This window comes from Staphylococcus equorum (genome assembly GCF_001747895.1).
Taxonomy (GTDB): Bacteria; Bacillota; Bacilli; order Staphylococcales; family Staphylococcaceae; genus Staphylococcus; species Staphylococcus equorum_A.
On the sequence record NZ_LNNB01000033.1, the window covers coordinates 1 to 22,091 of the forward strand.

A 22,091-nucleotide genomic window follows, 5' to 3' on the forward strand; every position below is an offset into this window, starting at 1 on the left:
AGCTGACTAGAATTGAAAAAAGCTTGATATAAGCGCATTTTCAATTCAGTCAGCCACTGCCAATATAAAAAACTGAGGCTAAGACATGTGATATGTCCCAGCCTCTTATTTATGGCTAGATAAAGTATATATCTAAATATATTATTTTTTATATTTATTGAGCAAATCTTTCCCATTTTGGTATAACATGGCTTCTAAAGTTGAACTTGAGACAATGTCATTTTCTTCTAGTTGCTCTGAAAGTACATGAACTGCTTTATGTGGCGTGTATGGCGAATCAGAGCCATATATAATTTTGTTTTCATCGGCCCAAGGTAAAAGGTTAGCCAACTGATAAGGAATCACAATACCAGCCAAATCGAAATAAAGGTGTTTCATTACTTGCTCCAAATCATCAGTGTTGTTGCTATGATTAAACGTTTCATTACCTATCTTCACACGTTGCGCTATGATTGGTAATACAGCCCCACCATGAGGGACAATCCATTGAATATGAGGATACTTACTAAAAACGTTTTGCTGACTCATATAAATAATTGTACGGGTCGTATCAAAAATAAATTCCATTAAAGGTGGCAAGATCACATCTTTCATGACCGCTACACTTGGCTTTGGTTCATTTGGATGGATTGCAACAATCGCATGTCTAGCATTTAATTTAGCTAGTACATCGTCAATCACTGGCTCACCTAGATAAATGCCTCTCGCATTTGTAGGTAATGTGAAACCTAAAGCGTTGTGTTTATCTAGTGCATGGTCAATGATTTCAATACTTTCTTCCACAAATGGTAACGGTAATGTTGCGAGAAATCCTAACTTATCAGGATGTTCTGCCACAATTTGAGCGCCATATTGGTTCACTTCTTCTGTGAGTGGCAAGATATCTTCATCAAGTGCAGCACTAATATGTGGGCTAGAAATAGATAACACGCCAAATTCAATATCTAAAGCACGCGTTAGTTCCAGATATGCATCCAATGAAAAAGTGGGCGTGGATATGCCGTCGCCTTTACCTTTAAAACATTCATCTAAATAATCATTGTAACCAGGTGAAATATAATGCGCATGCCAATCTATTTTTTTCATTGATAACACTTCCTTTAATTTTTGTAATTAGCACATGTTCTATAAATTTAATTACAGGTTTTTAGTAACACGTTAGTAAATTCATTAGTTTTTTAAACGTAGCCTAAATGATCAAGTTTATATTTGTATCATTTAAATAAAAATTTTCATAAAAACTTTTCAAATTTTTAATTACTATTGTAATTGTTCCCTGTTTTTTATTATTTTAAATATTTCATATTTGAATTATTAATATGGTTTTTGGTGTGAATATGGGTTAGTTATTGTTATTAATACCATGTTAAAAAGTAGTATGATAGTAATGTAGCAAGATTTCGAAATAAAGAATTGGAAATATCGCAAAGTTTAAGAGGAATATTTTGTTATAGCAAATTTTCAAATGAAATTTTAGTATTAGTTATAATTTTAAGGTTTGAAATGAGCAGCACGTCTAAAATATTTTGATTGGAGTGAAGCATATGAGTAAAAAGATTATTATGGATTGTGATCCAGGACACGATGACGCAATTGCTTTAATTTTAGCTGGTGCAAAAAACAGCTCACTTGATGTCTTAGCAGTAACTACAGTGGCAGGTAATCAATCTGTTGAAAAAAACACAAAGAACGCATTGAATGTGCTCGAAGTTATGGGGAGAGGGGATATCAATGTCTCAGTTGGTGCAACACGTCCGTTAATTAAGCCAGCTTCATTTGCCTCGCAAATTCATGGCAACACTGGTTTGGATGGTCCAAAATTACCTGAAGTGCCGTCCCTTAAACCTACGGCTGATCATGCTGCTGATGTCATTATTAAAACGTTAAAGCAAAGTGAAGCACCAGTTACCATTGTTGCGACAGGCCCATTAACTAACATAGCAACTGCATTAATTAAAGATCCAAGTATCACGCAATATATCGATTCTATAACAATCATGGGAGGCGGTACATTTGGTAATTGGACGCCTAACGCGGAATTTAATATTTGGGTAGATGCTGAAGCGGCTAAACGTGTCTTTGATAGTGGAGTGACGATTAATGTATTTGGACTAGATGTTACACACCAAGTATTGGCAACGGATGAAGTGATTAATCGATTTAAGCGAATCGACAATCAAATTGCTAAATTTGTCGTTGAACTTCTGGAGTTTTTCAAAGCAACTTACAAAACACATTTTAATATGGATGGCGGTCCAATACATGATGCTTGTACTATCTTGTATTTATTACAACCAGATTTGTTTACGATGCAACATACACACATAGATATTGAACATCAAAGTCCGCTTACATATGGGACGATGGCAGTCGATTTAAATGATATTACACATAAAGAAAAAAATGCTTATTTTGCTACTGCAGTGGATGTCGAAAGCGTATGGAAACTGATGGAAAATATGCTTGGAAGTTATAGTTCTTAATGCAATGTATAATTTTAAAATTGAAGAAGTGTAATCTAAAATAAGATTAGATTAGTGAAAAAAGTCATTGTATAAACGATATACGATGACTTTTTAGTTACGTCAAACTAAAGTATGAGCCGTGTCCAAGCTTTATGATTAGCGTATCAAAACTATAAAAAGTATACTAATATATCACAACTTAAATATATTAAAGGTGATTTGAATAGTGAAAAATACGATAAAAACAATTGTCTTACTTATTATTATTATAGTTCCGTTAACACTACTCATTATTAACATAGACGACATTCAAGACAGTATGAATAAAACTTTTACTGAAGAAAGTAGTAACGAGGCTGATGAAGATAGTGACAACTCATTTAGCATGTTATTTGATGGAAGTAGAGAAACAGAAACATTTGGTGAATACGAGAGAAGTAATTTTGATGGCAAACATTACGGTATAGATTATCATTTACCAGAAGATACGCCTATAAAAGCTGCCTCAGATGGTACGGTAACACGTATATTTAATAACGACTTAGGTGGGAAAGTCTTACAAATTTCGGAATCAAATGGTCAGTATCATCAGTGGTATATGCATTTAAATGATTTTAAGGTTGAAGTGGGTGACAAAGTGCAAGCTGGCGATGTCGTTGCACTTTCAGGAAATACTGGTGAACAAACTACAGGCGCTCATCTTCATTTCCAAAGAATGAATGGTGGCGTTGGTAATACGTATGCTGAAGATCCTAAATCATTTGTAGAAAAACTGCCTGATGGCGAAAAAAGTTTATATAAAAAATAATAAAAAGCTTTGGTAATATGTTGCCAAAGCTCAGAACGTAGACAAATCAAATGCTGTAAAGGCATTTGGTTTTTTTTATAGATATTTTTCCTTGAGACAATCTTTGTTCATTAATTTCAATGGCTAATTATGATTGGAAATGTAGGGAATATCTTTTCTCTAATTTAGTTATAAATTCAATTTTATTTTCGTTTGTCTTTACATAATTTCAACCAATGATTGATTATATTATTATTATTATTTTAAAAAGTGGCAGTGATTTGGGCCGACTCCTGCGGGAAAAGCACTATCCGAAGACTACAGGCTGAGGCTGTGCCCGCGGAAAGCGTGCACAAAAAATGCCAACAAAGTCGTAGACTTTGTCGACATTATGAAGCTTTGCAGTTGGCAAAGCTTTCTGTATACATATTAGTCATTGATGTCATGTATGGAATCGTAAGCTAAATAATCTTGATGTATAGCTTCCCATAAATAGAACGCACCAATAGAAGCGCAATGCTCCCAACGTTCCGAACATAAAGAAAGCTGTGCTTTTCGTTGCGCTTTAGTTGTATCGTACAACCATTGCGCTGACCTTTGTAGGCCAACATCATGTACAGGGACAACATCTGGACGCTGTAATGTAAATAATAAAAAAACTTCGGCAGTCCATTGTCCAATACCTTTCACTTCAGTTAACGTACGAATAACTTCATCGTTGCTTAACTTGTGTAAATTTTCTAAATCTAGTTTTCCATGTTGTATATGTGTTACTAAATTATGAATGTAATTAATTTTAGATTTAGATAAACCAAAAGATCTCATTTGCGTATCTTCGATTTCAGACAGTTTATCAACTGTCCATTCATCATTGAGAGCATCCGTTAGCTGCTTGAAAATAGATGCGGCCACTTTTACTGTAATTTGTTGTCCTATTATAGAGCGAATTAAAGATTTTAATGGATCAGGACGAATATTGATTTGGATATTCCCAATTTTTTTAATAAGTAGTGCTAATGTTTCATCTTTTTTTATTAATTGTTGAACACAGTCATCTTGTACATGAATATCCCATGTGGTCATTTCTAACACCACCTTATTTTAACAAGTCTTGAAGTACGACAGCTTGGTTATGCGCTTCATCTTTAGCTGCAAATAATAAAATAATATCTTTTTTAGTATTAGCTATGATTTCTTTAAGTTCGTTAAATGCTGCTTGCTGATCGTCATTTTCACGTAATTCTTTTTCATATTTTTCTTTGAAAGCGGCGTACAATTTAGGATCATGATCGAACCATTTTCTTAAATCAGATGTAGGCGCAAGTTCTTTTAACCAATGATCTAAATTTGCATCTTCCTTAGATACACCTCTTGGCCAAACTCGGTCTACAAGTATACGTACACCATCTTTTTGTTCTTTATCATAAATTCTTTGAATGTGAATAGTCATACCATTCATCCTTTCTATAAATAAAAACTTCTTACAATACTTAATTACCTATAATGAATAGAGAAAAACATAGTTATTTTAATTATAGAAGAATGAGAAAGGGTATATAGATACAAAGCGTAGAATAGGAGTGAGTTTAATGACAAATTTCGATAATGTGCAACCACCTCAACAATTCAAATATCGAGATAACGATGTATGTATAAAAAACTATTATGAATTCACATGTGACAATCGTATTTATTTCACTGAAAAATTCCACAAAGATTTAGAGCATCATTTATATAAATTTAATATTGAAATTTTATCTGCAATTGATGATTACGGTCTAGCAATGGATTTTAATGAAGTTGATAAGTTATATAAAAAAGAAATTGCACCTTATCTAGATGGAAAATTAGTGAATGAAACGTTGCCGGATATGAATACAACTGCTGAAAATATCGCTTTTTGGATTTGGGAACAATTCGATCGTTTATTACCAGAAAATAATAAATTGCAAAAGCTGGAATTTTTTGAAACTGAAACACAAGGTCTTGTTATAACTTCTGAATTAATGGAAAAATAAAAGCTATTATGGAAGAAACTAAAAATCATAAGATGCCAACTAAATATATAATGAATAGTCAACAGATTACTTAATCGTTATCTGTTGGCTTTTTATTTGCTGTTTTACCAGCTTATTTTAAAAAATTAAATACAAAAGTAATATTCTGAAAATTAAGATAATATGATATATTAGTAATTATTACAACTTAGGAGGAACTGCTATGATGAAAATCAGTCCGAAACAATTTATAAATAATGTATTATCAGGTGTAGCAATAGCGATTGTTGCAGGTCTGATTCCAAATGCAATTTTAGGTGAACTATTTAAATTTCTTTCACCAACGCATCCAATATTCGAAACCATGTTACAAGTAGTAGAAAGTATACAATTTACAGTACCACTTCTTGTAGGAGCATTGATTGCAATGCGCTTCAATCTAACGCCGTTAGCTACAGCAGTAGTTGCAAGTTCGGCATTTGTTGGTAGTGGCGTTGCACAATTCAATGATGGTGTATGGACCCTTGTAGGCGTTGGGGATTTAATCAATACAATGATTACTGCAGCAATTGCAGTGTTTTTTATATTAATAGTAGGAGAACGTTTTGGTAGTTTAACGCTAATTATTTTACCAACAATTGTTGGAGTCTTGGCTGCATTTATAGGCGTACTCATACTGCCATACGTACAAATGATTACTACAGGTATAGGTAATCTGGTAAATTCATTTACAGAATTACAACCTATATTAATGTCTATGCTTATTGCACTGGCATTCAGTTTCATAATTATTTCACCGATATCCACCGTGGCTACAGCCCTAGCCATAGGTATAAGTGGTTTAGCAGCTGGTTCTGCTTCGCTTGGTATCGTAGCGTGTGAAGGTGCACTTGTTGCAGGAACAATGAAAATGAATAGACCAGGCGTGCCGATTACAATTTTTCTAGGTGGCGTTAAAATGATGATACCGAATATGGTAAGACATCCTATTATTTTATTACCGATTTTTACAAATGCACTTATCACAGGGTTTGTAGGTGGACTTATTGGTATAGAAGGTACAAAAGAATCTGCCGGATTTGGTATTATCGGACTTGTAGGACCCATTAGTGCCTTTAAATTTATGGAAGACTCGATATTAATGAATTTATTACTTGTATTTATCACATTCTTTGTAGTTCCATTTATTATGGGGTACTTAATTAATCTATTCTATATGAAAGTATTAAAACTATATGATAGTAATATTTATAAATTCTTAGCATAAGATGTTATATATTTTGAATATGAAGAGAGTAATGATTTGTAATAAACTAACATTCAAATTGATTTTTAAAAATGTATTTAGATAATCTAAAAGGCCACATAACAGTGGTCTTTTTTATATTTCGACAAAATTAATTGCAAGTTTCTCCCCAAATTATAATTTTTATGTCGAATTTTAATTTTACAGTTTGATAACAGTAGATGGATTTGTAATATTTCAGACTATATGAAAAACTCGTAAGAAAATTGATATAAAGCGCAATATAATAACATTTAGAGGTATATGAAAAGTATATTTTATTTGTTTAGAGCGTAACAAAACAAAACGATTATATTTCAATGTTACAAAGAGAAGCTTTATCTGTAACGTTTTGTTATCTTAGTGTAATATAATTGACCGAAATTTATGGTATATTATTTGTGGCGAAAAAATAATACATAAAAATTAATTGCTTGAAGCACATAGGATAATTTAATTAACGAAAATATAATTTTACTTAAAAAGATTTAAATGGAGGATTTTTTAATTATGAAGAAGACAATTTTAGCATCATCATTAGCAGTAGCATTAGGTGTAACAGGATACGCAGCAACAGCAGACAACAATCAAGCTCACGCTTCAGAAGAAAACATCGACAAAGCGCATTTAGCTGAATTAGCACAAAGTGGTGCTGCAGAATTAAACGAAAAACCATTACACGCTGGTGCGTACAACTATGATTTCGTATTAGACGGTTATGAATATACTTTCACTTCAGACGGTCAATCATGGTCATGGGATTATGATGTAGCAGGTGCTCAAACTGCATCTTCTAACGTTTCTACAAATACAACTCAAGACGTTAGCACACAAGCAACTACTAACACGAACGAAAAATCAGCAAGCGAAGTAAGTACGCAACAACAATCAAGTAATGTTGACGTAAAACCAGTTGCAGCTCCTAAAGCTTCAACTACTACAAAAGTTGAAACTACACAAACAAGTACAACAACTACAACTTACGAAGCTGCAAAAACTTCAGCTGCTGCAACAGGTGGATCAGTTAAAGCTCAATTCTTAGCTGCTGGTGGTACAGAAGCTATGTGGAATACTATCGTATTACCTGAATCAAGCGGTAACCCAAATGCTGTTAACCCAGCTGGTTACAGTGGTTTAGGTCAAACTAAAGAAGCATGGGGTACTGGTTCAGTATCTACTCAAACTAAAGGTATGTTAAATTACGCTAAAGAACGTTACGGTTCAGTTGATAATGCAATAGCTAAACGTCAACAACAAGGTTGGTGGTAGGATTTATATCGCTAAATCATAAAATTTAGTGATATAAATCAAGAGAGTGACTCACAAGAGTCGCTCTTTTTTTATATACTTTAAAGTTTATTGACAAGAGTGAATATTCTGATAAAATTAAAGCTAATTAAATAAATGAAAACTTATCCAGAGAAGTTGAGGGATTTGGCCCTATGAGACTTCAGCAGCAGACTTATGTCGTAAGTACTGTGCTACTTCCAACAAGTGACATAACTTGATAGATAGGTGACATGTGAAAACTATATGCCACTTCATTGGGTATATAGTTTTTTTATATAGGAGGACTTTTTAATGTCAATTTCAGATAGATTAGCACAAATTCCCGATAGCTACTTTGGTAAAACGATGGGGCAAAAGGTTGAACATGGGCCTTTACCATTAATCAATATGGCAGTCGGTATCCCTGATGGCGAAACGCCAAAAGGTATTATTGATTGTTTCGCTGATGCGATACGTCTTCCTGAGAATCAGAAGTATGTAGCATTTCATGGTAAAGATAGCTTGAAACAAGCAATTGTAGATTTTTATGAAAGACAGTACCAAGTAGAATTAGATAAAGAAGATGAGGTTTGTATTTTATATGGAACGAAGAATGGTTTAGTAGCACTCCCAACATGTATTGTTAATCCGGGAGAAAATGTATTACTACCAGATCCTGGTTATACGGATTATTTGGCAGGTGTGATGTTGGCTGATGCGCAGCCTGAGCGACTGGTGCTTAAAGCGCCGTATTATTTACCTGAATGGGATAAAGTAGATAAAGATGTGTTAGCTAATACACGTCTAGTTTATTTAACATATCCTAATAATCCAACGGGTTCAGTAGCTACAAAGGCTGTATTTGATGAAGCTGTCGCAAAATTTAAAAATACAAAAACTAAAATTGTTCATGATTTTGCATATAGTGCATTTGGTTTTGATGGTAAGAACCCAAGTTTGCTTCAATCTGAAGGTGCGAAAGATTTAGGCGTAGAAATTTTTTCACTATCTAAAGGTTACAACATGTCAGGATTCAGAGTGGGTTTTGCAGTAGGGAATAAAGACATGATTCAATCATTGAAGAAATATCAATCGCATACACACGCTGGTATGTTCGGTGCGTTACAAGATGCAGCTACTTACGCGCTGAATCATTATGATGATTTTTTAGAAGAACAAAACGAAACATTTAAAAGACGTAGAAACCAATTTGAAGCAAAACTCAAAGCAGTAGATATACCTTTTGAACCGATGAAGGGCGGTATTTTCTTATGGTTGAAAACACCATCTGAATACGATGGCGAAGCGTTTGTTGAATATTTATTACAAGAACAATCTATACTTGTTGCACCTGGCATACCTTTTGGTGAACATGGGCGTGACTATGTACGTATTTCATTGGCAGTTGATGATCAAATATTGATGGAAGCAGCAGAACGTATTCAATCGCTTAAATATCTTTATCAATAATAAAATAGGAGTGAATTTAGATGACAAGAATCAAACTTTTTGGCGTGCGTGAAGAAGATATTCCTTACATAGAAGCATGGGCAACAACAAACAAAGTAGAGGTGGATTTAGATAAAGATTTACTTACTTTAGATACAGTAGATCGTGTAGAAGGATTTGATGGTTTATCTTTATCACAGCAAATTTCATTAGATGAAGCAGTATACAAAAAATTACATGATTTTGGTATTAAACAAATTGCGCAACGAAGTGCAGGTTTTGATAGCTATGATTTAGATTTAGCTCAAAAATATAATTTGATTATTTCAAATGTACCCTCATATTCACCACATTCAATTGCAGAATATACAGTGTCTCAAGCACTTAACTTAATTCGTAATTATAATGATATTCAACAAAAAACAGCATCTTATGATTTTAGATGGCAACCTGCGATATTATCACGTTCTATCAGAGATTTAAAAGTCGCCATAATCGGCACAGGACGTATTGGTTCTATTGTAGGTAAAATTTTTGCTCAAGGGTTTGACGCTGAAGTTGTGGCATATGATATTGAACCGAATGAGCAATGCGAAACATATTTAACTTATAAAGATAGTGTGACTGAAGCTGTAAAAGATGCAGACATTGTCACTGTACATATTCCAGCTAGTAAAGAAAATGATTATTTATTTGATGAAGATTTATTTAATATGTTTAAGAAGGGGGCTGTATTTATCAACTGTGCACGTGGCACGATTGTAAAGACAAGTGCACTTATAGCAGCCTTGGATAATGGAAAGTTAAAAGGTGCAGCGCTTGATACTTATGAGGGAGAGAAAGGATTGTTCCCTAGTGATCAAAGAGGCACAGAACTTAAAGATGATATTTTAACTCAATTAATTGAAAGACAAGATGTTATAGTGTCTCCTCATATTGCATTTTATACAGATGCAGCAGTCGAAAATTTAATTGTGGATGCACTAGATGCAACACTAGAAGTATTGAACACGGGTGATACAGGACTGCGTGTCAATACTTTATAAAGTGGTTTTAACATAATATTAAAAGTAATATAAGCAATAAAAAAGTGGGCGCATCAGAGATGAGGCGTCCACTATATTTGTGTACTATTCATTTATTTTACATCATAACCTTGGTCTTCGATTGCTTCTTTCATATGAGACATTTCGACTTTGCTGTCATCATAATCTACTTTAACATTATTTTCTTCAAGGCTAACATCTGCTGTGTTAACACCATCAAGGTTAGTAAGCGCTGACTCTACTGCTTGTTTACAGTGATCACAACTCATGCCTTCTACTTTAATTGTTTCTGCAGTCATACAAATCACCTCCTTAAAATAATGAATGTCTTTATTATGATTATTTTAAAATTGAATTATAATTTCATGCGTTTAAGTCGCAATGCATTAGTGACGACACTCACAGAGCTTAACGCCATTGCAGCACCGGCGACCCATGGTGCGAGTAACCCTAATGCTGCAATCGGTATACCAGCTACATTGTAACCAAATGCCCAAAATAAGTTTTGACGAATATTGCGTATCGTTGCTTTACTGGCTTTCATGGCTTTTGGAATTAATAATAAGTCTCCACCAAGAATTGTAACGTCAGCAGCTTCTATGGCAACTTCTGTACCTGTACCAATTGCAATACCAATGTCTGCTTGTACAAGTGCTGGTGCATCATTGACACCATCACCAACCATGGCTACTGTCTTGCCTTGATCTTGTAGCGCTACAATTTTTGAGGCTTTTTCTTCAGGTAGTACGTCGGCAATTACTGTATCGATGCCTACCTGTTTTGCAATGGCTTGTGCAGTACATTCGTTATCTCCAGTGAGCATCACGACTTCAATATTTAAATCATGAAGTTGTTGAATTGCTTCACTTGTTGAAGCTTTAACAGTGTCTGCAACAGCGATTTTTCCTTTTAATTCGCTATCTATGGCAATCATCATTGCTGTTTTTCCATCTTGTTCAAAACGTGATAATTGTGTTTCTGCACTGTTTATTGCAATATCTTGTTCTATCATGAATTTGCGATTACCAACGTGTAATGATTTACCATCAATTGTTGCTTTTATACCGTGACCTGGTATTGCTTCGAAATGTGCTACTTCTAAAAATGGTATATGGTTCTTTTTAGCGTAATTCACAATAGATTCCGCTAAAGGATGTTCAGAACCTTTTTCTGCACTTGCGAGTAGTTGTAACACGTCATCATCACCATCGAAATCAGTGACTACGGGTTTACCATTTGTAATTGTACCTGTCTTATCTAATACAACAGTATTGACTTGGTGTGTACGTTCAATATGCTCGCCACCTTTAAAAAGAATACCATTCTCCGCAGCTTTTCCAGTACCTACCATAATAGAAGTAGGTGTAGCTAACCCAAGTGCACAAGGGCAGGCGATTACGAGCACTGCGATGGCAGCAACTAATGCAGGTTCGAATTGTCCTGTTTGTACGAGTGTAATCCATATAATAAATGTGAGTAAAGCAATGCCAACTACAATCGGCACAAAATAGCCAGAAATAATGTCAGCAAGGCGTTGAATAGGTGCTTTAGATCCTTGTGCTTCTTCTACAACTTTAATAATTGAAGCGAGCGCTGTATCTTTCCCAACTTTAGTTGCTTCTACTGTAATAGAACCATTTTTATTCATTGTGGAACCGATGACATTATCATTTTGAACTTTCTCAATGGGTATAGATTCACCAGTTAACATAGATTCATCTATAGAAGTGGTTCCTTTAATGACTTTACCGTCTACAGGTATTTTCTCACCAGGTTTAATGACAAGGTAATCACCTTGTACAACTTCACTTAATGGAATCATTAGTTCTTCTTGATTACGTAACACACGTGCTTCTTTTGCTTGAAGGTTGAGCAATTCACTTAAAGCGTTTGTAGTTTGTGTTTTTGCGCGCGTTTCTAAATATTTTCCGAAGAGAATCAATGTAATTAGCACTGCACTCGTTTCAAAATATAAATGCGGTGTATAATTCGCAAAGCTTAACCATTTAATCATTTCATATAAACTATAGAAGTATGCGGCACTTGTACCTAAGGTGACAAGCACATCCATGTTGGCAGAGCCATTGCGTAAATTTTTATAGGCACCTACGTAAAATTGCCAACCGATAATAAATTGGATGGGTGTAGCTAATGCAAATTGAAACCATGGGTTCATAAAAATATGCGGAATTTGCATACCAAAAAGATGCACGAACATTGTAAGCAATAAGGGTGCTGCTAAAATTGCTGAAATAATAAGTTTAGTACGTTTGTGTTGTAACTCTTGTTCTTTTTGCGAACTTTTTTCACTGGCAGCTTGTTTCGGTTTTGCATCATAACCTATTTTTTGAATTTTTTTAATCAAATCATCAATAGAAGTCATTTCTGGATTATAAGCAATCGTTGCATTTTCAGTAGTTAAATTGACATTAGCATGTGCAACGCCAGTGTCACGGTTTAATACTTTTTCAATTCTATTCGAACATGCGGCACAAGTCATGCCGATAACATCGAGTTCCGCTTTTTCGGTTAAGATACCATAACCTGTTTTTTCAATGGAATGCGTAAGATCTTCTATGGTTGTTGATTCAGGATTATAAGCAACCGTTGCTTTTTCAGTTGTAACGTTCACAGTGGCATCTACATCATTTATTTTATTTAAGTTTTTCTCTATACGATTTGCACATGCGGCACAAGTCATACCGGTGATACCTAAAGTCGTTTTTTTCTTTTCGGTCATGAAGACAACCTCCTTTCATATATATAATTAAATATTAGTGACAGAGTCGTTTTTTAAATTGCTATATTTTTAATATACCCCCACTAGGTATAAATGTCAATTTTTGTGTTTAAAAAAAGAGATTGAAATAAGGGCTTAGTTTTAAAAACTTACCGATATTTCAATCTCATAGATTCATATTTTATAAAAGATGTTGTTTGTTTACTTTGCTTAATTCTGAAACAATTTTACGACTGTCTTTGTTGAGGTGTTGTACATAAATTGTATTTTTTTTCTTATGATAGTTTTCTATTAAAGTATCAATCGCATTCACTGCGGAATCATCCCATAAGTGAGCTTGACTAAAATCTAAGTAAATTATTTTATTACGTAATTCTAAATCAAGTTGATTCATCATAGAATCTATAGAGACAAAGAAAATCTGTCCTTTGATTTTGTAGTGAATAGTTTCATCGACTTCTTCATAATCTACAGTAACATTTGAAATTTTTGTAGCAAAACAAAGGGCACTTACAATGACACCAACGATAACACCTAAGGCAAGGTTACTCGTGAATAGCACAATAGCTACAGTAAGTACCATGACTAATGCATCAGTGCGTGGTGCTTTTTTCATAAATTGGAATGAATGCCAATCAAACGTCCCTACGGATACCATAATCATGATACCAGCTAATATAGGCATAGGAATTTGAACGACCCAATCACCAAATACGATAATTAAAACAATCAAAAATACACCAGCTGTAAAAGTAGAAAGGCGCGTTGTTGCACCAGAGCGAACATTAATTACGGATTGACCAATCATAGCACAGCCACCCATTGCACCAAAGAATCCTGTAATGAAGTTGGCAATACCTTGTCCACGTGATTCTCTATTTTTACTACTATACGTATCAGTTGCTTGGTCTACGATACGTGCAGTTAATAAACTTTCCACAAGTCCAACAATTGCCATAGATAACGAATAAGGCAAAATAATTTGTAATGTTTCTAAGTTAAATGGCACATCAGGAATGAAAAATTGTGGCAATGAACGTGTGATTTGTCCTAAATCACCAACAGTTTCGACTTTTGCGCCAGTTGCTAAGTAAACAATAGTAAGCAAAACAATTGCGATAAGTGGCGCGGGAATTTTTTTGAATACTCGTGGCAATAAGTAAATAATGAGTAGTGTAGCAATAACAAATAAATATGTAGGTATCGATATACCAAATATATGTTTAATCTGTGTCATAAAAATAAGAATCGCTAAAGCATTAACGAAGCCAATCATGACAGAGTTTGGGATGAACTTCATTAAACGACCAACTTTTAATACACCAAAAATAATTTGTATAATACCCATTAAGATTGTTGCTGCCAGTAAATATTGAACGCCATGGTCCTTTACTAATGGCACAATGACTAAGGCAACAGACCCTGTAGCTGCTGAAATCATTGCTGGTCTACCGCCAACAAAAGAAATAACAACTGCTATAATAAATGAAGAATATAGACCGACCATAGGATCTACGCCGGCAATGATAGAGAATGAGAGGGCTTCAGGAATGAGTGCGAGCGCCACAAGGATACCAGCTAGGATATTGGTGCCCGGAGCAGTGAGCCATTCTCGTTTAAGTTTATTTAACATCTTCTTGTACTCCTTATTTAAAATTCAATTAGACTATTATATCATATGACAGAAGTGTAGATTTAAAAAATTAGAATCAAAACAATTTCATATAAGTGACAAAGTTGTCATTTTAAAATAGCTTTTTGTTAGTTATAACAAACGAAAAGAAAAAAATAATTAGCTATGATAGTTATATAGAGAAAAAGATGACAAGGAGTGAATAAACATGTCGATATTAAAAGTAGAAGGACTAACAAAAAAGTACGGTAACAGACATCAGCAACAAGAAGTGTTAAAAGGGATAGATTTTTCAATTGAAAAAGGTGAATTTGTTACCATAATGGGGCCTTCAGGCTCTGGTAAAACAACACTTTTAAACGTCCTAAGTTCTATTGATTATATAACGAGTGGCACAGTTGAAATTAATGGCAATAAAATAAATAACATGAGCAACAAAGCGTTAGCAGATTTTCGTAAAAAAGAGATAGGTTTTATTTTCCAAAACTATAGTGTCTTACACACATTAACAGTAAAAGAAAATATCATGCTTCCTTTATCAATTCAAAAAATGTCTAAAGCAGAAAAAGAAAAAAATTATAATGAAGTAACAAAAGCGCTAGGTATTCATGAACTGGGTCATAAATATCCGAATGAAATTTCTGGAGGACAGCAACAGCGTACTGCAGCAGCACGTGCCTCGGTACATAAACCTGCTATTATTTTTGCTGATGAGCCTACAGGCGCATTAGATTCAAAAAGCGCACAAGATCTTCTTAATAGACTTGAAGATTTGAATGAAAGCATAGATGCAACGATTGTAATGGTCACACATGATCCAGTGGCAGCAAGCTATTCTAATCGTGTCATTATGTTGAAAGATGGTAGTGTTCATTCTGAAATATACCAAGGTGATGACTCGAATCAAGCATTTTACAAAAATATCATTCATATGCAAACTGCCTTGGGTGGTGTAGCGAATGAGTTTTAATCAAATCGTAATTAAGAACTTCAGACAAAATATACGGCATTATGCGATGTATATATTTTCGTTGATTGTCAGTATCGTATTATATTTTAGTTTCGTTACATTAAAGTATACAGAGAGTATAAACAATGTAAATTCAATGTCTATTATTAGAAAAGGGTCTGAAGTAGGGTCATATTTCTTATTTGCGATCATACTTATATTTTTAATGTACGCAAATCAATTATTTATAAAACGACGGACACGCGAATTTGCTTTATATCAATTGATAGGTTTAACACGAAGAAATATTATGCGCATATTATTAATTGAACAGGCCGCAATGTTTTTAATAACAGGATTGATGGGCATCATTATTGGTGTCTTTGGTTCGAAGATTCTCTTAATGATTGTACTCAAGGTATTAACTATAGACACGAGTGTATCATTAACGTTCCAATTACCTGCTGTTATACAAACCATTTTATTAATTATCGTGTCTTTCCTATTGATTATGGCACAAAGTTTCATCTTTTTACGTAAGCGCAGTATATTATCAATGATGAATGATAGTACAAAATCTGAAGCAACTCAATCTAAGATGACAGTTATTGAAGTTATCTCGGGTATCTTAGGCATAGCCATGATTGTTTTGGGTTACTACATGTCTACTGAACTGTTTGGCAAATTCGCGGAGCAATTAATGTTCGCACCATTCGCTATTCTGTTTTTAACTATTGTAGGTGCATATCTGTTCTTTAGAAGTTCAGTGTCGTTAATTTTTAAAACAGTAAAACGTTCAAAAAATGGTAACGTGTCTATAACAGATGTTGTATTTACGTCTTCAATTATGCATAGAATGAAGAAAAATGCATTGTCACTCACAATAATAGCGACGATATCTGCTGTTACTGTAACCGTGCTGTGTTTTGGTGCAATCAGTAAGTCAACGATTGACGATACAGTGAAACAATCCTCACCACAAGATTTCAATTTTCTAAAAAATAAACAAGCACAACAATTTGAAGATGAATTAAAACAAAAGGATATAGGTTATAACAAAGTATATAAAGAAGTTACTCAATTAAAAGTAACTAAAGAGAATTTTTATGATTACAGTAGTAATTTTGGTGAAACTGATAAAATGTTTATAACAAGTAATAAATATTTTAATGATAAAGGTATTACGGATCATAAAGCTAAAATGATAAATATGGCTTCATCTGCAGGTATAATGAAATTCAATTTAAATACAAAAATTCAATTTGACACTAAACCAGCGCAAACATTTAAAGTAATTGATGCTAAAAAAGAAGTGGATTTTAAAAATGATGTCAGCTTTGCTTCACCAGTATTACTCATAAGTGAACAGCAATATAATCAATTAAAACCACAGGGCGAAGAAACACGTGCGCAATATGGTTATGATTTGAAGAATCAAAATAATTGGAAAGAAGCTAATAAAATCGCTCATTCCGTTCATTCTGATATCTATCCTCAAAAATTAGTACGTCAAGAATTGAATGACTCTGCAGGTATTTTATTATTTGTCACATCATTCTTAGGATTAGCATTTTTAGTTGCATCAGGTTGTATCATCTATATTAAACAGATGGATGAAACAGAAGATGAGATACCGAGTTTTCGTATATTACGCAAAATTGGATATACGCATAGTGATATGCTCAAAGGGTTAGGACTTAAAGTAATGTTTAATTTTGGACTCCCACTTGTTGTGTCATTATTACATGCATATTTTGCAGCTAAAGCATTTATGTTGATCCTCAGTACTACAAATATGTTACCTGTCTATATTGTTATGGGTGCATATTCAATCGTTTATTGCATATTTGCAGTTATGTCATTTATCCATTCAAGTAGAATCGTTAAACATTCTATCTAAATCCGAATAATAAAATTAATAATTTAAAAGTTTAGTCAACACACTATAACGGAGCAGTTATAGTGTGTTGTTAGTGCATTCGTTTTATATTGTTCAAAACTAATTAAAAATTCAAAATGTTTGTATATGTTCTGAAGTGGTATCTAGCAAGTAATAGGGGTAAAAAATGGAGGTATTACAAATGAACTTAACTGAATTTCATAAACAAATTAAAGGTTATACGCAAGATAGACAGCCAGGAATTGAAAAAGATATGAATCCACAGCCACTTTCAGAAATGAAAGATTACAAGAGTGGTGGTAAATTGAAAGGAAAAGTTGCTTTGATTACCGGTGGAGATTCAGGTATTGGACGTTCAGTGGCAACACTATATGCTAAAGAGGGCGCAGACGTTGCGATTGGATATTATGATGAACATGAAGATGCTGAAGCAGTAGTACATCGTTTGGAAGCTTTAGGTGTAAAAGTAAAAGCCTATGCACATGATTTGAAAGATGTAACATCATCACAAAACTTAATTGAAAAAGTCGTAACTGACTTTGGTGGATTGAATATATTAGTTAATAATGGTGGCGTTCAATTTCCAAAAGACAATTTTGAAGATATCACACCAGAACAGGTAAAAGAAACATTTGAAACAAATATTTTTGGAATGATGTTTTTATCTCAAGCCGCAGTGCCACATTTAAGTGATGGTGACGCGATTGTTAATACTACAAGTGTGACAGCTTATAGAGGTTCGGGGCATCTTATAGATTACTCAGCGACAAAAGGCGCGATTGTTGCATTCACACGCTCGTTGGCAACTACGTTGATTGAAAAAGGCATTCGTGTCAATGCAGTGGCACCTGGCCCGATTTATACACCTTTAATTCCAGCAACATTCACAGAAGACAAAGTTGAAGATCAAGGTTCTGACACACCAATGGGACGTAGAGGGCAACCAGCTGAACTGGCACCATCTTATGTATTTTTAGCAACATACGCAGATAGTTCGTATATTACTGGGCAAGTCATACACGTCAATGGTGGAGATTATATGACGTCATAAATTTATAGATGAGGATTAAGAGAGTAAAACAGCGAGACTCCTATTGAAAAGAGGTCTCGCTGTTTTTGTTTTCCTTAAAATGTATCGAGATTGTTGAATAACGAATCATTTAAATCTTCCATGTTTACGACAACATTGCACTTTTTAGCAACATCAATGTCATGTGTTGCTATTATGATAATTTTATTGTCATTTAAACATGCTAATAACTTATCTAGAATTTTTTCTCCATTTATTCTGTCTAATGATCCTGTTGGTTCATCGGCTAGTATAATATTAGGTTTTTTTAACAACAATCTAATTAAAGCGATGCGTTGTTGTTCTCCACCGCTTAATGTTGATATTTTTCGTTTTAAATCAACATTTACATTTAATTCCTTTAATAATATATTTTTACGTTTTCGTTTTTCTGCTTTCGAATGTTTTTGGAAGGCTAGTCCAATATCTAAATTGTCATCAACTGATAAATTATCTATTAATCCATAGTTTTGAAATAGATAACCTAATTGCGTTTTATAGAAATGGTTATCAGCAATTAATTTTTTTCCATTAAGATATATATGACCTGAATCTATTTTTTCAAATCCAGCAATACTATTTAATAATGTGGATTTACCGGATCCGCTATACCCCATTAAGGCATATGACTTACCATTTTTAAATGAGTAATTTAAATCTTTAAATATAGTATTTTCTTCTTTTGTAATTGTTAATCCTTGTATTTTTATCATTATCATCACCTAATATTTTTGGGAAGCGCTTGTTTCTCAATATAGTGTATTTCTTTCACGTATGTCCCTTTATGAATGATTTCTACAAACTTTTTACTTGGATCATAACCACCGAATGTTAATTTATAGTTCAATTTTTCCCCATTCTTGGAATACGCTGTGACATCGTTATATTGCTGTGTGTGTTGTTTAACTATGGCATACGATTTTTCTTCTTGTAGAAAAGGGTTAAATCTATCAAAGTTATCATTTGTTAGGAATGTAGTAACAGCAAGTATTATGATAACAATAATAACGATAGTTAATTTTTTACTCATTATTCTAACTCCTTTAAATTGATTAGGTTATTTTTTTCTAACTTATTTATATATATACTTTGTATTAATATTTGAATAATTATAATAAAGATAAATAAAAGGAGGATTGTGCTATTATTCATAACTGCTATAGATATAACACCAACTAAAATGACTAAACCATTACTCAATAGTAAGTATTCACTATGATTTTTAATCAAATTGAAACCATGTATTTTTCTTATCATTAAAAATTTCATGTTTTTTTCAAAGTATTGTTGGATATCAAAAAGTATTGTTAATACCAGTGTGATAAAAGATAAAAGTATTGAAATAGATATAATAAGCATTTTTATGTTAAGTGATTTAAAATCCTTTAATACGATGTCTTTGTAATTTGTAATGCCACTTACAACATCTTCTAATCCATATTCCTTCAAATGTTTATTGGTATTTTTAAAATCTTTAAACAAGTAACTACCTTGTGTGACTGATGAATAATAAAAGTTATCTCCTAGGTCTGTTGCATCTATTAATACAACTAGAGGGTTTTTACTAAAGTTATTTTTTAAACTAGATCTGGTATCAAAAGTATATATTTCAAAGTTATCATTTGTTTGTTTCATGTTAATTTCTTTATTTCGATTATTATCCTGTTGGAAGTTAATCCAATCTTTGAAATCTTTTTTAATTTCTTTTTTAAAGTTATGTGCTTTAGTTGGTAATAATAAGTCAATTGTATTTTTAGAATTGGAAAGCTCCAATCGTTTATTAAATGCACTATTATAGAAATCTACGAAATTGCTATTTAAAAAAACGACATTACCATTTTCGGGAGTGTAATTCGTAGGGTGGGGATGATATAAATTATTGTGTCTAATAAGTAATGATTCATGTTTTGCTTCAGTATTTAAGATTAATTTATGAAATTTTTTGGATATATCACTTTCTTCTGAATGAGTGTACTTAAGTGGTGCAACTTCAATAACGTAATAATCATCTAACTTTGTCCAGTACTTTTCAGTGTTTTTAATATTTTTCAATTCATGATATGAACTTAAATTTTGTACTAACAAAATTGCTAATACAATTAGAATAATTATCTTGAACGATACAGTTATCATTCGTAATAATGTATAGGGTTTTTTGCCTTTGATAATTAGTGGTATATCTGTTTTTATAAATAGTGTATAAGAGCAAAGTGAAATTAAAAAAAGTACGCTGAATAAAATGATTATGCCTAAGAAAACACGTACTATAAAAATAAAAGTATTGTCTGAAATGTCCAATGCTAGTGATAAAATTATTATAGAAATTAAAAAGAAACTTAATAAGAAAATGTAGTATAAACATTTCTTACGTATATCTTCAGACATTATTTTTGAAATTGAATAACCATGTAATTTTTTAATACCATATTCTTTAAATTTTATATTGGCTATTTGTAAAAAATAAAAAATATAAAGTATTAATATTGAAACCATAGGGAATAGCAGCCCCTTATCATTTATGACAGATAAAAATAAGACGAATTTATTTAAACTAAGTATTTCTGAATCTACGCCTTTTTCCTGTAGTAGCTGTTTAATATTATGGGAATCAAATGAATCTCCTATTACAAAATAATTCCCTCGGACATCTTTACTAAGAAGGGTATCGTAGTTGATATATTTATACTTAATATGATTTTGGAATTTTGGTTTTTCTTCGTTAAATGAGTATATATATTTGTATGTGTCTTGATTCGTATTTGAGATAGATTTATATATTGTTATATCTTCCTTTTGGGAAATGGATTCAATTGTTTTATAAATTTCTTGCTTATTGTGACTATAATTCCAAGCAGAAATGTTTAATATGGTATGAGTACCAGGTAATAATTCTTCCTCTTCTCTTAATGTGAATATCAGGACTAATATAGTAATGATACAAAGCGTTATAATATCTAAGGTCAATTTTATTATTTTCATACAGTACCTCATCAATTAAGGGAATGAATGCAATTTGTATTCATTTCCTTGCTATTATTAGTAAACGTTGTAATATGTTCTATTTACGAAGAATGATTTTGGAGCAGATGCTCTAGCTTGGATGCCTGCTCTTGTTTTTCCGCTATAGGATTTATATTTACCCACTGCTGTAGAGCCATGTGCTTTATAATTATTACTGTAATATGACCAAACATATTTGCTTCCTACTCCATAATTCCAAATTCCACCTTGTGCATAGATAGTTGCTGCATTTGCTATTGTTCCAGAGCCTAATACTATTGCTAAATACAATAAAATACTTATAATAGTCTTTTTAATTTACATAGCCTATTTTTGTATTAATTTATATTATTATATAATTTTTATCAAAATATGTCATTATGCTTTTTTTACACTTACCCTTTAAAAATTTATATTTTTCCACAAAAAAAGCGCATATCCTTTAAATATTAGGAGATGCGCTTAATTTATTCGTTTCAAGGTCGTCTTGGAAAATCTATTT

Annotated in this window: 20 protein-coding genes and 1 riboswitch; of the genes, 10 read left to right on the forward strand and 10 right to left on the reverse strand. The window is 32.8% G+C overall.

Annotated features, from left to right (window positions below):
• Window positions 1-141 precede the first annotated feature (141 nt).
• The gene (locus AST02_RS13050) at window positions 142-1,086 is read right to left on the reverse strand and encodes an amidohydrolase family protein (protein WP_069818141.1); all 945 of its coding nucleotides are present in this window, start codon (window positions 1,084-1,086) and stop codon (window positions 142-144) included.
• Window positions 1,087-1,544: 458 nt separating this feature from the next.
• Here AST02_RS13050 and AST02_RS13055 point away from each other — a divergent pair, with 458 nt between their 5' ends.
• Together AST02_RS13055 and AST02_RS13060 are read left to right on the forward strand one after the other, a co-directional pair.
• A complete protein-coding gene (locus tag AST02_RS13055) occupies window positions 1,545-2,483 on the forward strand; it encodes a nucleoside hydrolase (RefSeq protein ID WP_069818142.1) in 939 nt (312 codons plus the stop codon).
• 208 nt (window positions 2,484-2,691) lie between these two features.
• Window positions 2,692-3,273, forward strand: a complete 582-nt coding sequence (locus tag AST02_RS13060; protein WP_069818143.1) for a M23 family metallopeptidase — start codon at window positions 2,692-2,694, stop codon at window positions 3,271-3,273.
• 408 nt (window positions 3,274-3,681) lie between these two features.
• Here the strand turns inward: AST02_RS13060 and AST02_RS13065 are convergent, their stop codons facing one another.
• A complete protein-coding gene (locus AST02_RS13065) occupies window positions 3,682-4,335 on the reverse strand; it encodes a DNA-3-methyladenine glycosylase family protein (RefSeq protein WP_069818144.1) in 654 nt (217 codons plus the stop codon).
• A gap of 13 nt (window positions 4,336-4,348) precedes the next feature.
• On the reverse strand, window positions 4,349-4,702 hold the full coding sequence (locus AST02_RS13070) for a DUF488 domain-containing protein (RefSeq protein ID WP_069818145.1): 354 nt from the start codon (window positions 4,700-4,702) through the stop codon (window positions 4,349-4,351).
• A 139-nt stretch (window positions 4,703-4,841) separates the two neighbouring features.
• On the opposite strand from AST02_RS13070, the gene AST02_RS13075 reads away from it, so the two are divergent.
• The 5 genes from AST02_RS13075 (at window position 4,842) to AST02_RS13095 (ending at window position 10,298) form a co-directional block, all read left to right on the forward strand.
• On the forward strand, window positions 4,842-5,270 hold the full coding sequence (locus AST02_RS13075) for a 6-pyruvoyl trahydropterin synthase family protein (protein WP_069818146.1): 429 nt from the start codon (window positions 4,842-4,844) through the stop codon (window positions 5,268-5,270).
• A gap of 202 nt (window positions 5,271-5,472) precedes the next feature.
• Complete coding sequence (locus AST02_RS13080) at window positions 5,473-6,516, forward strand: PTS transporter subunit IIC (protein ID WP_069818147.1); 1,044 nt, start codon at window positions 5,473-5,475, stop codon at window positions 6,514-6,516.
• A 528-nt stretch (window positions 6,517-7,044) separates the two neighbouring features.
• The gene (locus AST02_RS13085; protein WP_069818148.1) at window positions 7,045-7,803 is read left to right on the forward strand and encodes a transglycosylase; all 759 of its coding nucleotides are present in this window, start codon (window positions 7,045-7,047) and stop codon (window positions 7,801-7,803) included.
• Between the two features lie 140 nt (window positions 7,804-7,943).
• Window positions 7,944-8,052: riboswitch (SAM riboswitch) on the forward strand.
• Window positions 8,053-8,115: 63 nt separating this feature from the next.
• Window positions 8,116-9,273, forward strand: a complete 1,158-nt coding sequence (locus tag AST02_RS13090; RefSeq protein ID WP_069818149.1) for an aminotransferase class I/II-fold pyridoxal phosphate-dependent enzyme — start codon at window positions 8,116-8,118, stop codon at window positions 9,271-9,273.
• A 20-nt stretch (window positions 9,274-9,293) separates the two neighbouring features.
• Complete coding sequence (locus tag AST02_RS13095) at window positions 9,294-10,298, forward strand: D-lactate dehydrogenase (RefSeq protein ID WP_069818150.1); 1,005 nt, start codon at window positions 9,294-9,296, stop codon at window positions 10,296-10,298.
• Between the two features lie 92 nt (window positions 10,299-10,390).
• Here the strand turns inward: AST02_RS13095 and copZ are convergent, their stop codons facing one another.
• The 3 genes from copZ to AST02_RS13110 form a co-directional block, all read right to left on the reverse strand.
• Window positions 10,391-10,597, reverse strand: coding sequence for a copper chaperone CopZ (gene copZ / locus AST02_RS13100; protein ID WP_069818151.1), 207 nt, complete (start codon window positions 10,595-10,597; stop codon window positions 10,391-10,393).
• 56 nt (window positions 10,598-10,653) lie between these two features.
• A complete protein-coding gene (locus AST02_RS13105) occupies window positions 10,654-13,038 on the reverse strand; it encodes a heavy metal translocating P-type ATPase (RefSeq protein WP_069818152.1) in 2,385 nt (794 codons plus the stop codon).
• Between the two features lie 181 nt (window positions 13,039-13,219).
• Window positions 13,220-14,671 (reverse strand): SulP family inorganic anion transporter, encoded by a 1,452-nt coding sequence (locus AST02_RS13110; RefSeq protein WP_069818153.1) that lies wholly within the window; start codon window positions 14,669-14,671, stop codon window positions 13,220-13,222.
• Window positions 14,672-14,879: 208 nt separating this feature from the next.
• On the opposite strand from AST02_RS13110, the gene AST02_RS13115 reads away from it, so the two are divergent.
• From AST02_RS13115 to AST02_RS13125, 3 genes are all read left to right on the forward strand, one after another.
• The gene (locus AST02_RS13115) at window positions 14,880-15,641 is read left to right on the forward strand and encodes an ABC transporter ATP-binding protein (RefSeq protein ID WP_069818154.1); all 762 of its coding nucleotides are present in this window, start codon (window positions 14,880-14,882) and stop codon (window positions 15,639-15,641) included.
• Window positions 15,631-17,520: an FtsX-like permease family protein gene (locus AST02_RS13120; RefSeq protein WP_069818155.1), complete on the forward strand. Its 1,890-nt coding sequence runs from the start codon at window positions 15,631-15,633 to the stop codon at window positions 17,518-17,520. The genes AST02_RS13115 and AST02_RS13120 overlap by 11 nt, the downstream gene beginning before the upstream one ends.
• Before the next feature lie 181 nt (window positions 17,521-17,701).
• Window positions 17,702-18,571, forward strand: a complete 870-nt coding sequence (locus tag AST02_RS13125) for an SDR family oxidoreductase (RefSeq protein WP_069818179.1) — start codon at window positions 17,702-17,704, stop codon at window positions 18,569-18,571.
• A gap of 74 nt (window positions 18,572-18,645) precedes the next feature.
• Here the strand turns inward: AST02_RS13125 and AST02_RS13130 are convergent, their stop codons facing one another.
• Genes AST02_RS13130 through AST02_RS13145 form a run of 4 tightly spaced genes read right to left on the reverse strand, consistent with a single transcriptional unit; the run spans window position 18,646 to window position 21,907 of the window.
• A complete protein-coding gene (locus AST02_RS13130; protein WP_069818156.1) occupies window positions 18,646-19,302 on the reverse strand; it encodes an ATP-binding cassette domain-containing protein in 657 nt (218 codons plus the stop codon).
• Between the two features lie 5 nt (window positions 19,303-19,307).
• On the reverse strand, window positions 19,308-19,619 hold the full coding sequence (locus tag AST02_RS13135; protein WP_069818157.1) for a YxeA family protein: 312 nt from the start codon (window positions 19,617-19,619) through the stop codon (window positions 19,308-19,310).
• Window positions 19,619-21,568: a DUF1430 domain-containing protein gene (locus AST02_RS13140; protein WP_069818158.1), complete on the reverse strand. Its 1,950-nt coding sequence runs from the start codon at window positions 21,566-21,568 to the stop codon at window positions 19,619-19,621. The genes AST02_RS13135 and AST02_RS13140 overlap by 1 nt, the downstream gene beginning before the upstream one ends.
• Before the next feature lie 57 nt (window positions 21,569-21,625).
• Window positions 21,626-21,907, reverse strand: coding sequence for a lactococcin 972 family bacteriocin (locus AST02_RS13145; RefSeq protein WP_069818159.1), 282 nt, complete (start codon window positions 21,905-21,907; stop codon window positions 21,626-21,628).
• Window positions 21,908-22,091: the final 184 nt, after the last annotated feature.

Coding starts and splice junctions, on each gene's coding strand:
- AST02_RS13050 (WP_069818141.1), bottom strand. CDS start 1,086: ATGAAAAAAATAGATTGGCATGCGCATTATATTTCACCTGGTTACAAT.
- AST02_RS13055 (WP_069818142.1), top strand. CDS start 1,545: ATGAGTAAAAAGATTATTATGGATTGTGATCCAGGACACGATGACGCA.
- AST02_RS13065 (WP_069818144.1), bottom strand. CDS start 4,335: ATGACCACATGGGATATTCATGTACAAGATGACTGTGTTCAACAATTA.
- AST02_RS13070 (WP_069818145.1), bottom strand. CDS start 4,702: ATGACTATTCACATTCAAAGAATTTATGATAAAGAACAAAAAGATGGT.
- AST02_RS13075 (WP_069818146.1), top strand. CDS start 4,842: ATGACAAATTTCGATAATGTGCAACCACCTCAACAATTCAAATATCGA.
- AST02_RS13080 (WP_069818147.1), top strand. CDS start 5,473: ATGATGAAAATCAGTCCGAAACAATTTATAAATAATGTATTATCAGGT.
- AST02_RS13085 (WP_069818148.1), top strand. CDS start 7,045: ATGAAGAAGACAATTTTAGCATCATCATTAGCAGTAGCATTAGGTGTA.
- AST02_RS13090 (WP_069818149.1), top strand. CDS start 8,116: ATGTCAATTTCAGATAGATTAGCACAAATTCCCGATAGCTACTTTGGT.
- AST02_RS13095 (WP_069818150.1), top strand. CDS start 9,294: ATGACAAGAATCAAACTTTTTGGCGTGCGTGAAGAAGATATTCCTTAC.
- copZ (WP_069818151.1), bottom strand. CDS start 10,597: ATGACTGCAGAAACAATTAAAGTAGAAGGCATGAGTTGTGATCACTGT.
- AST02_RS13105 (WP_069818152.1), bottom strand. CDS start 13,038: ATGACCGAAAAGAAAAAAACGACTTTAGGTATCACCGGTATGACTTGT.
- AST02_RS13110 (WP_069818153.1), bottom strand. CDS start 14,671: ATGTTAAATAAACTTAAACGAGAATGGCTCACTGCTCCGGGCACCAAT.
- AST02_RS13115 (WP_069818154.1), top strand. CDS start 14,880: ATGTCGATATTAAAAGTAGAAGGACTAACAAAAAAGTACGGTAACAGA.
- AST02_RS13120 (WP_069818155.1), top strand. CDS start 15,631: ATGAGTTTTAATCAAATCGTAATTAAGAACTTCAGACAAAATATACGG.
- AST02_RS13125 (WP_069818179.1), top strand. CDS start 17,702: ATGAACTTAACTGAATTTCATAAACAAATTAAAGGTTATACGCAAGAT.
- AST02_RS13130 (WP_069818156.1), bottom strand. CDS start 19,302: ATGATAAAAATACAAGGATTAACAATTACAAAAGAAGAAAATACTATA.
- AST02_RS13135 (WP_069818157.1), bottom strand. CDS start 19,619: ATGAGTAAAAAATTAACTATCGTTATTATTGTTATCATAATACTTGCT.
- AST02_RS13140 (WP_069818158.1), bottom strand. CDS start 21,568: ATGAAAATAATAAAATTGACCTTAGATATTATAACGCTTTGTATCATT.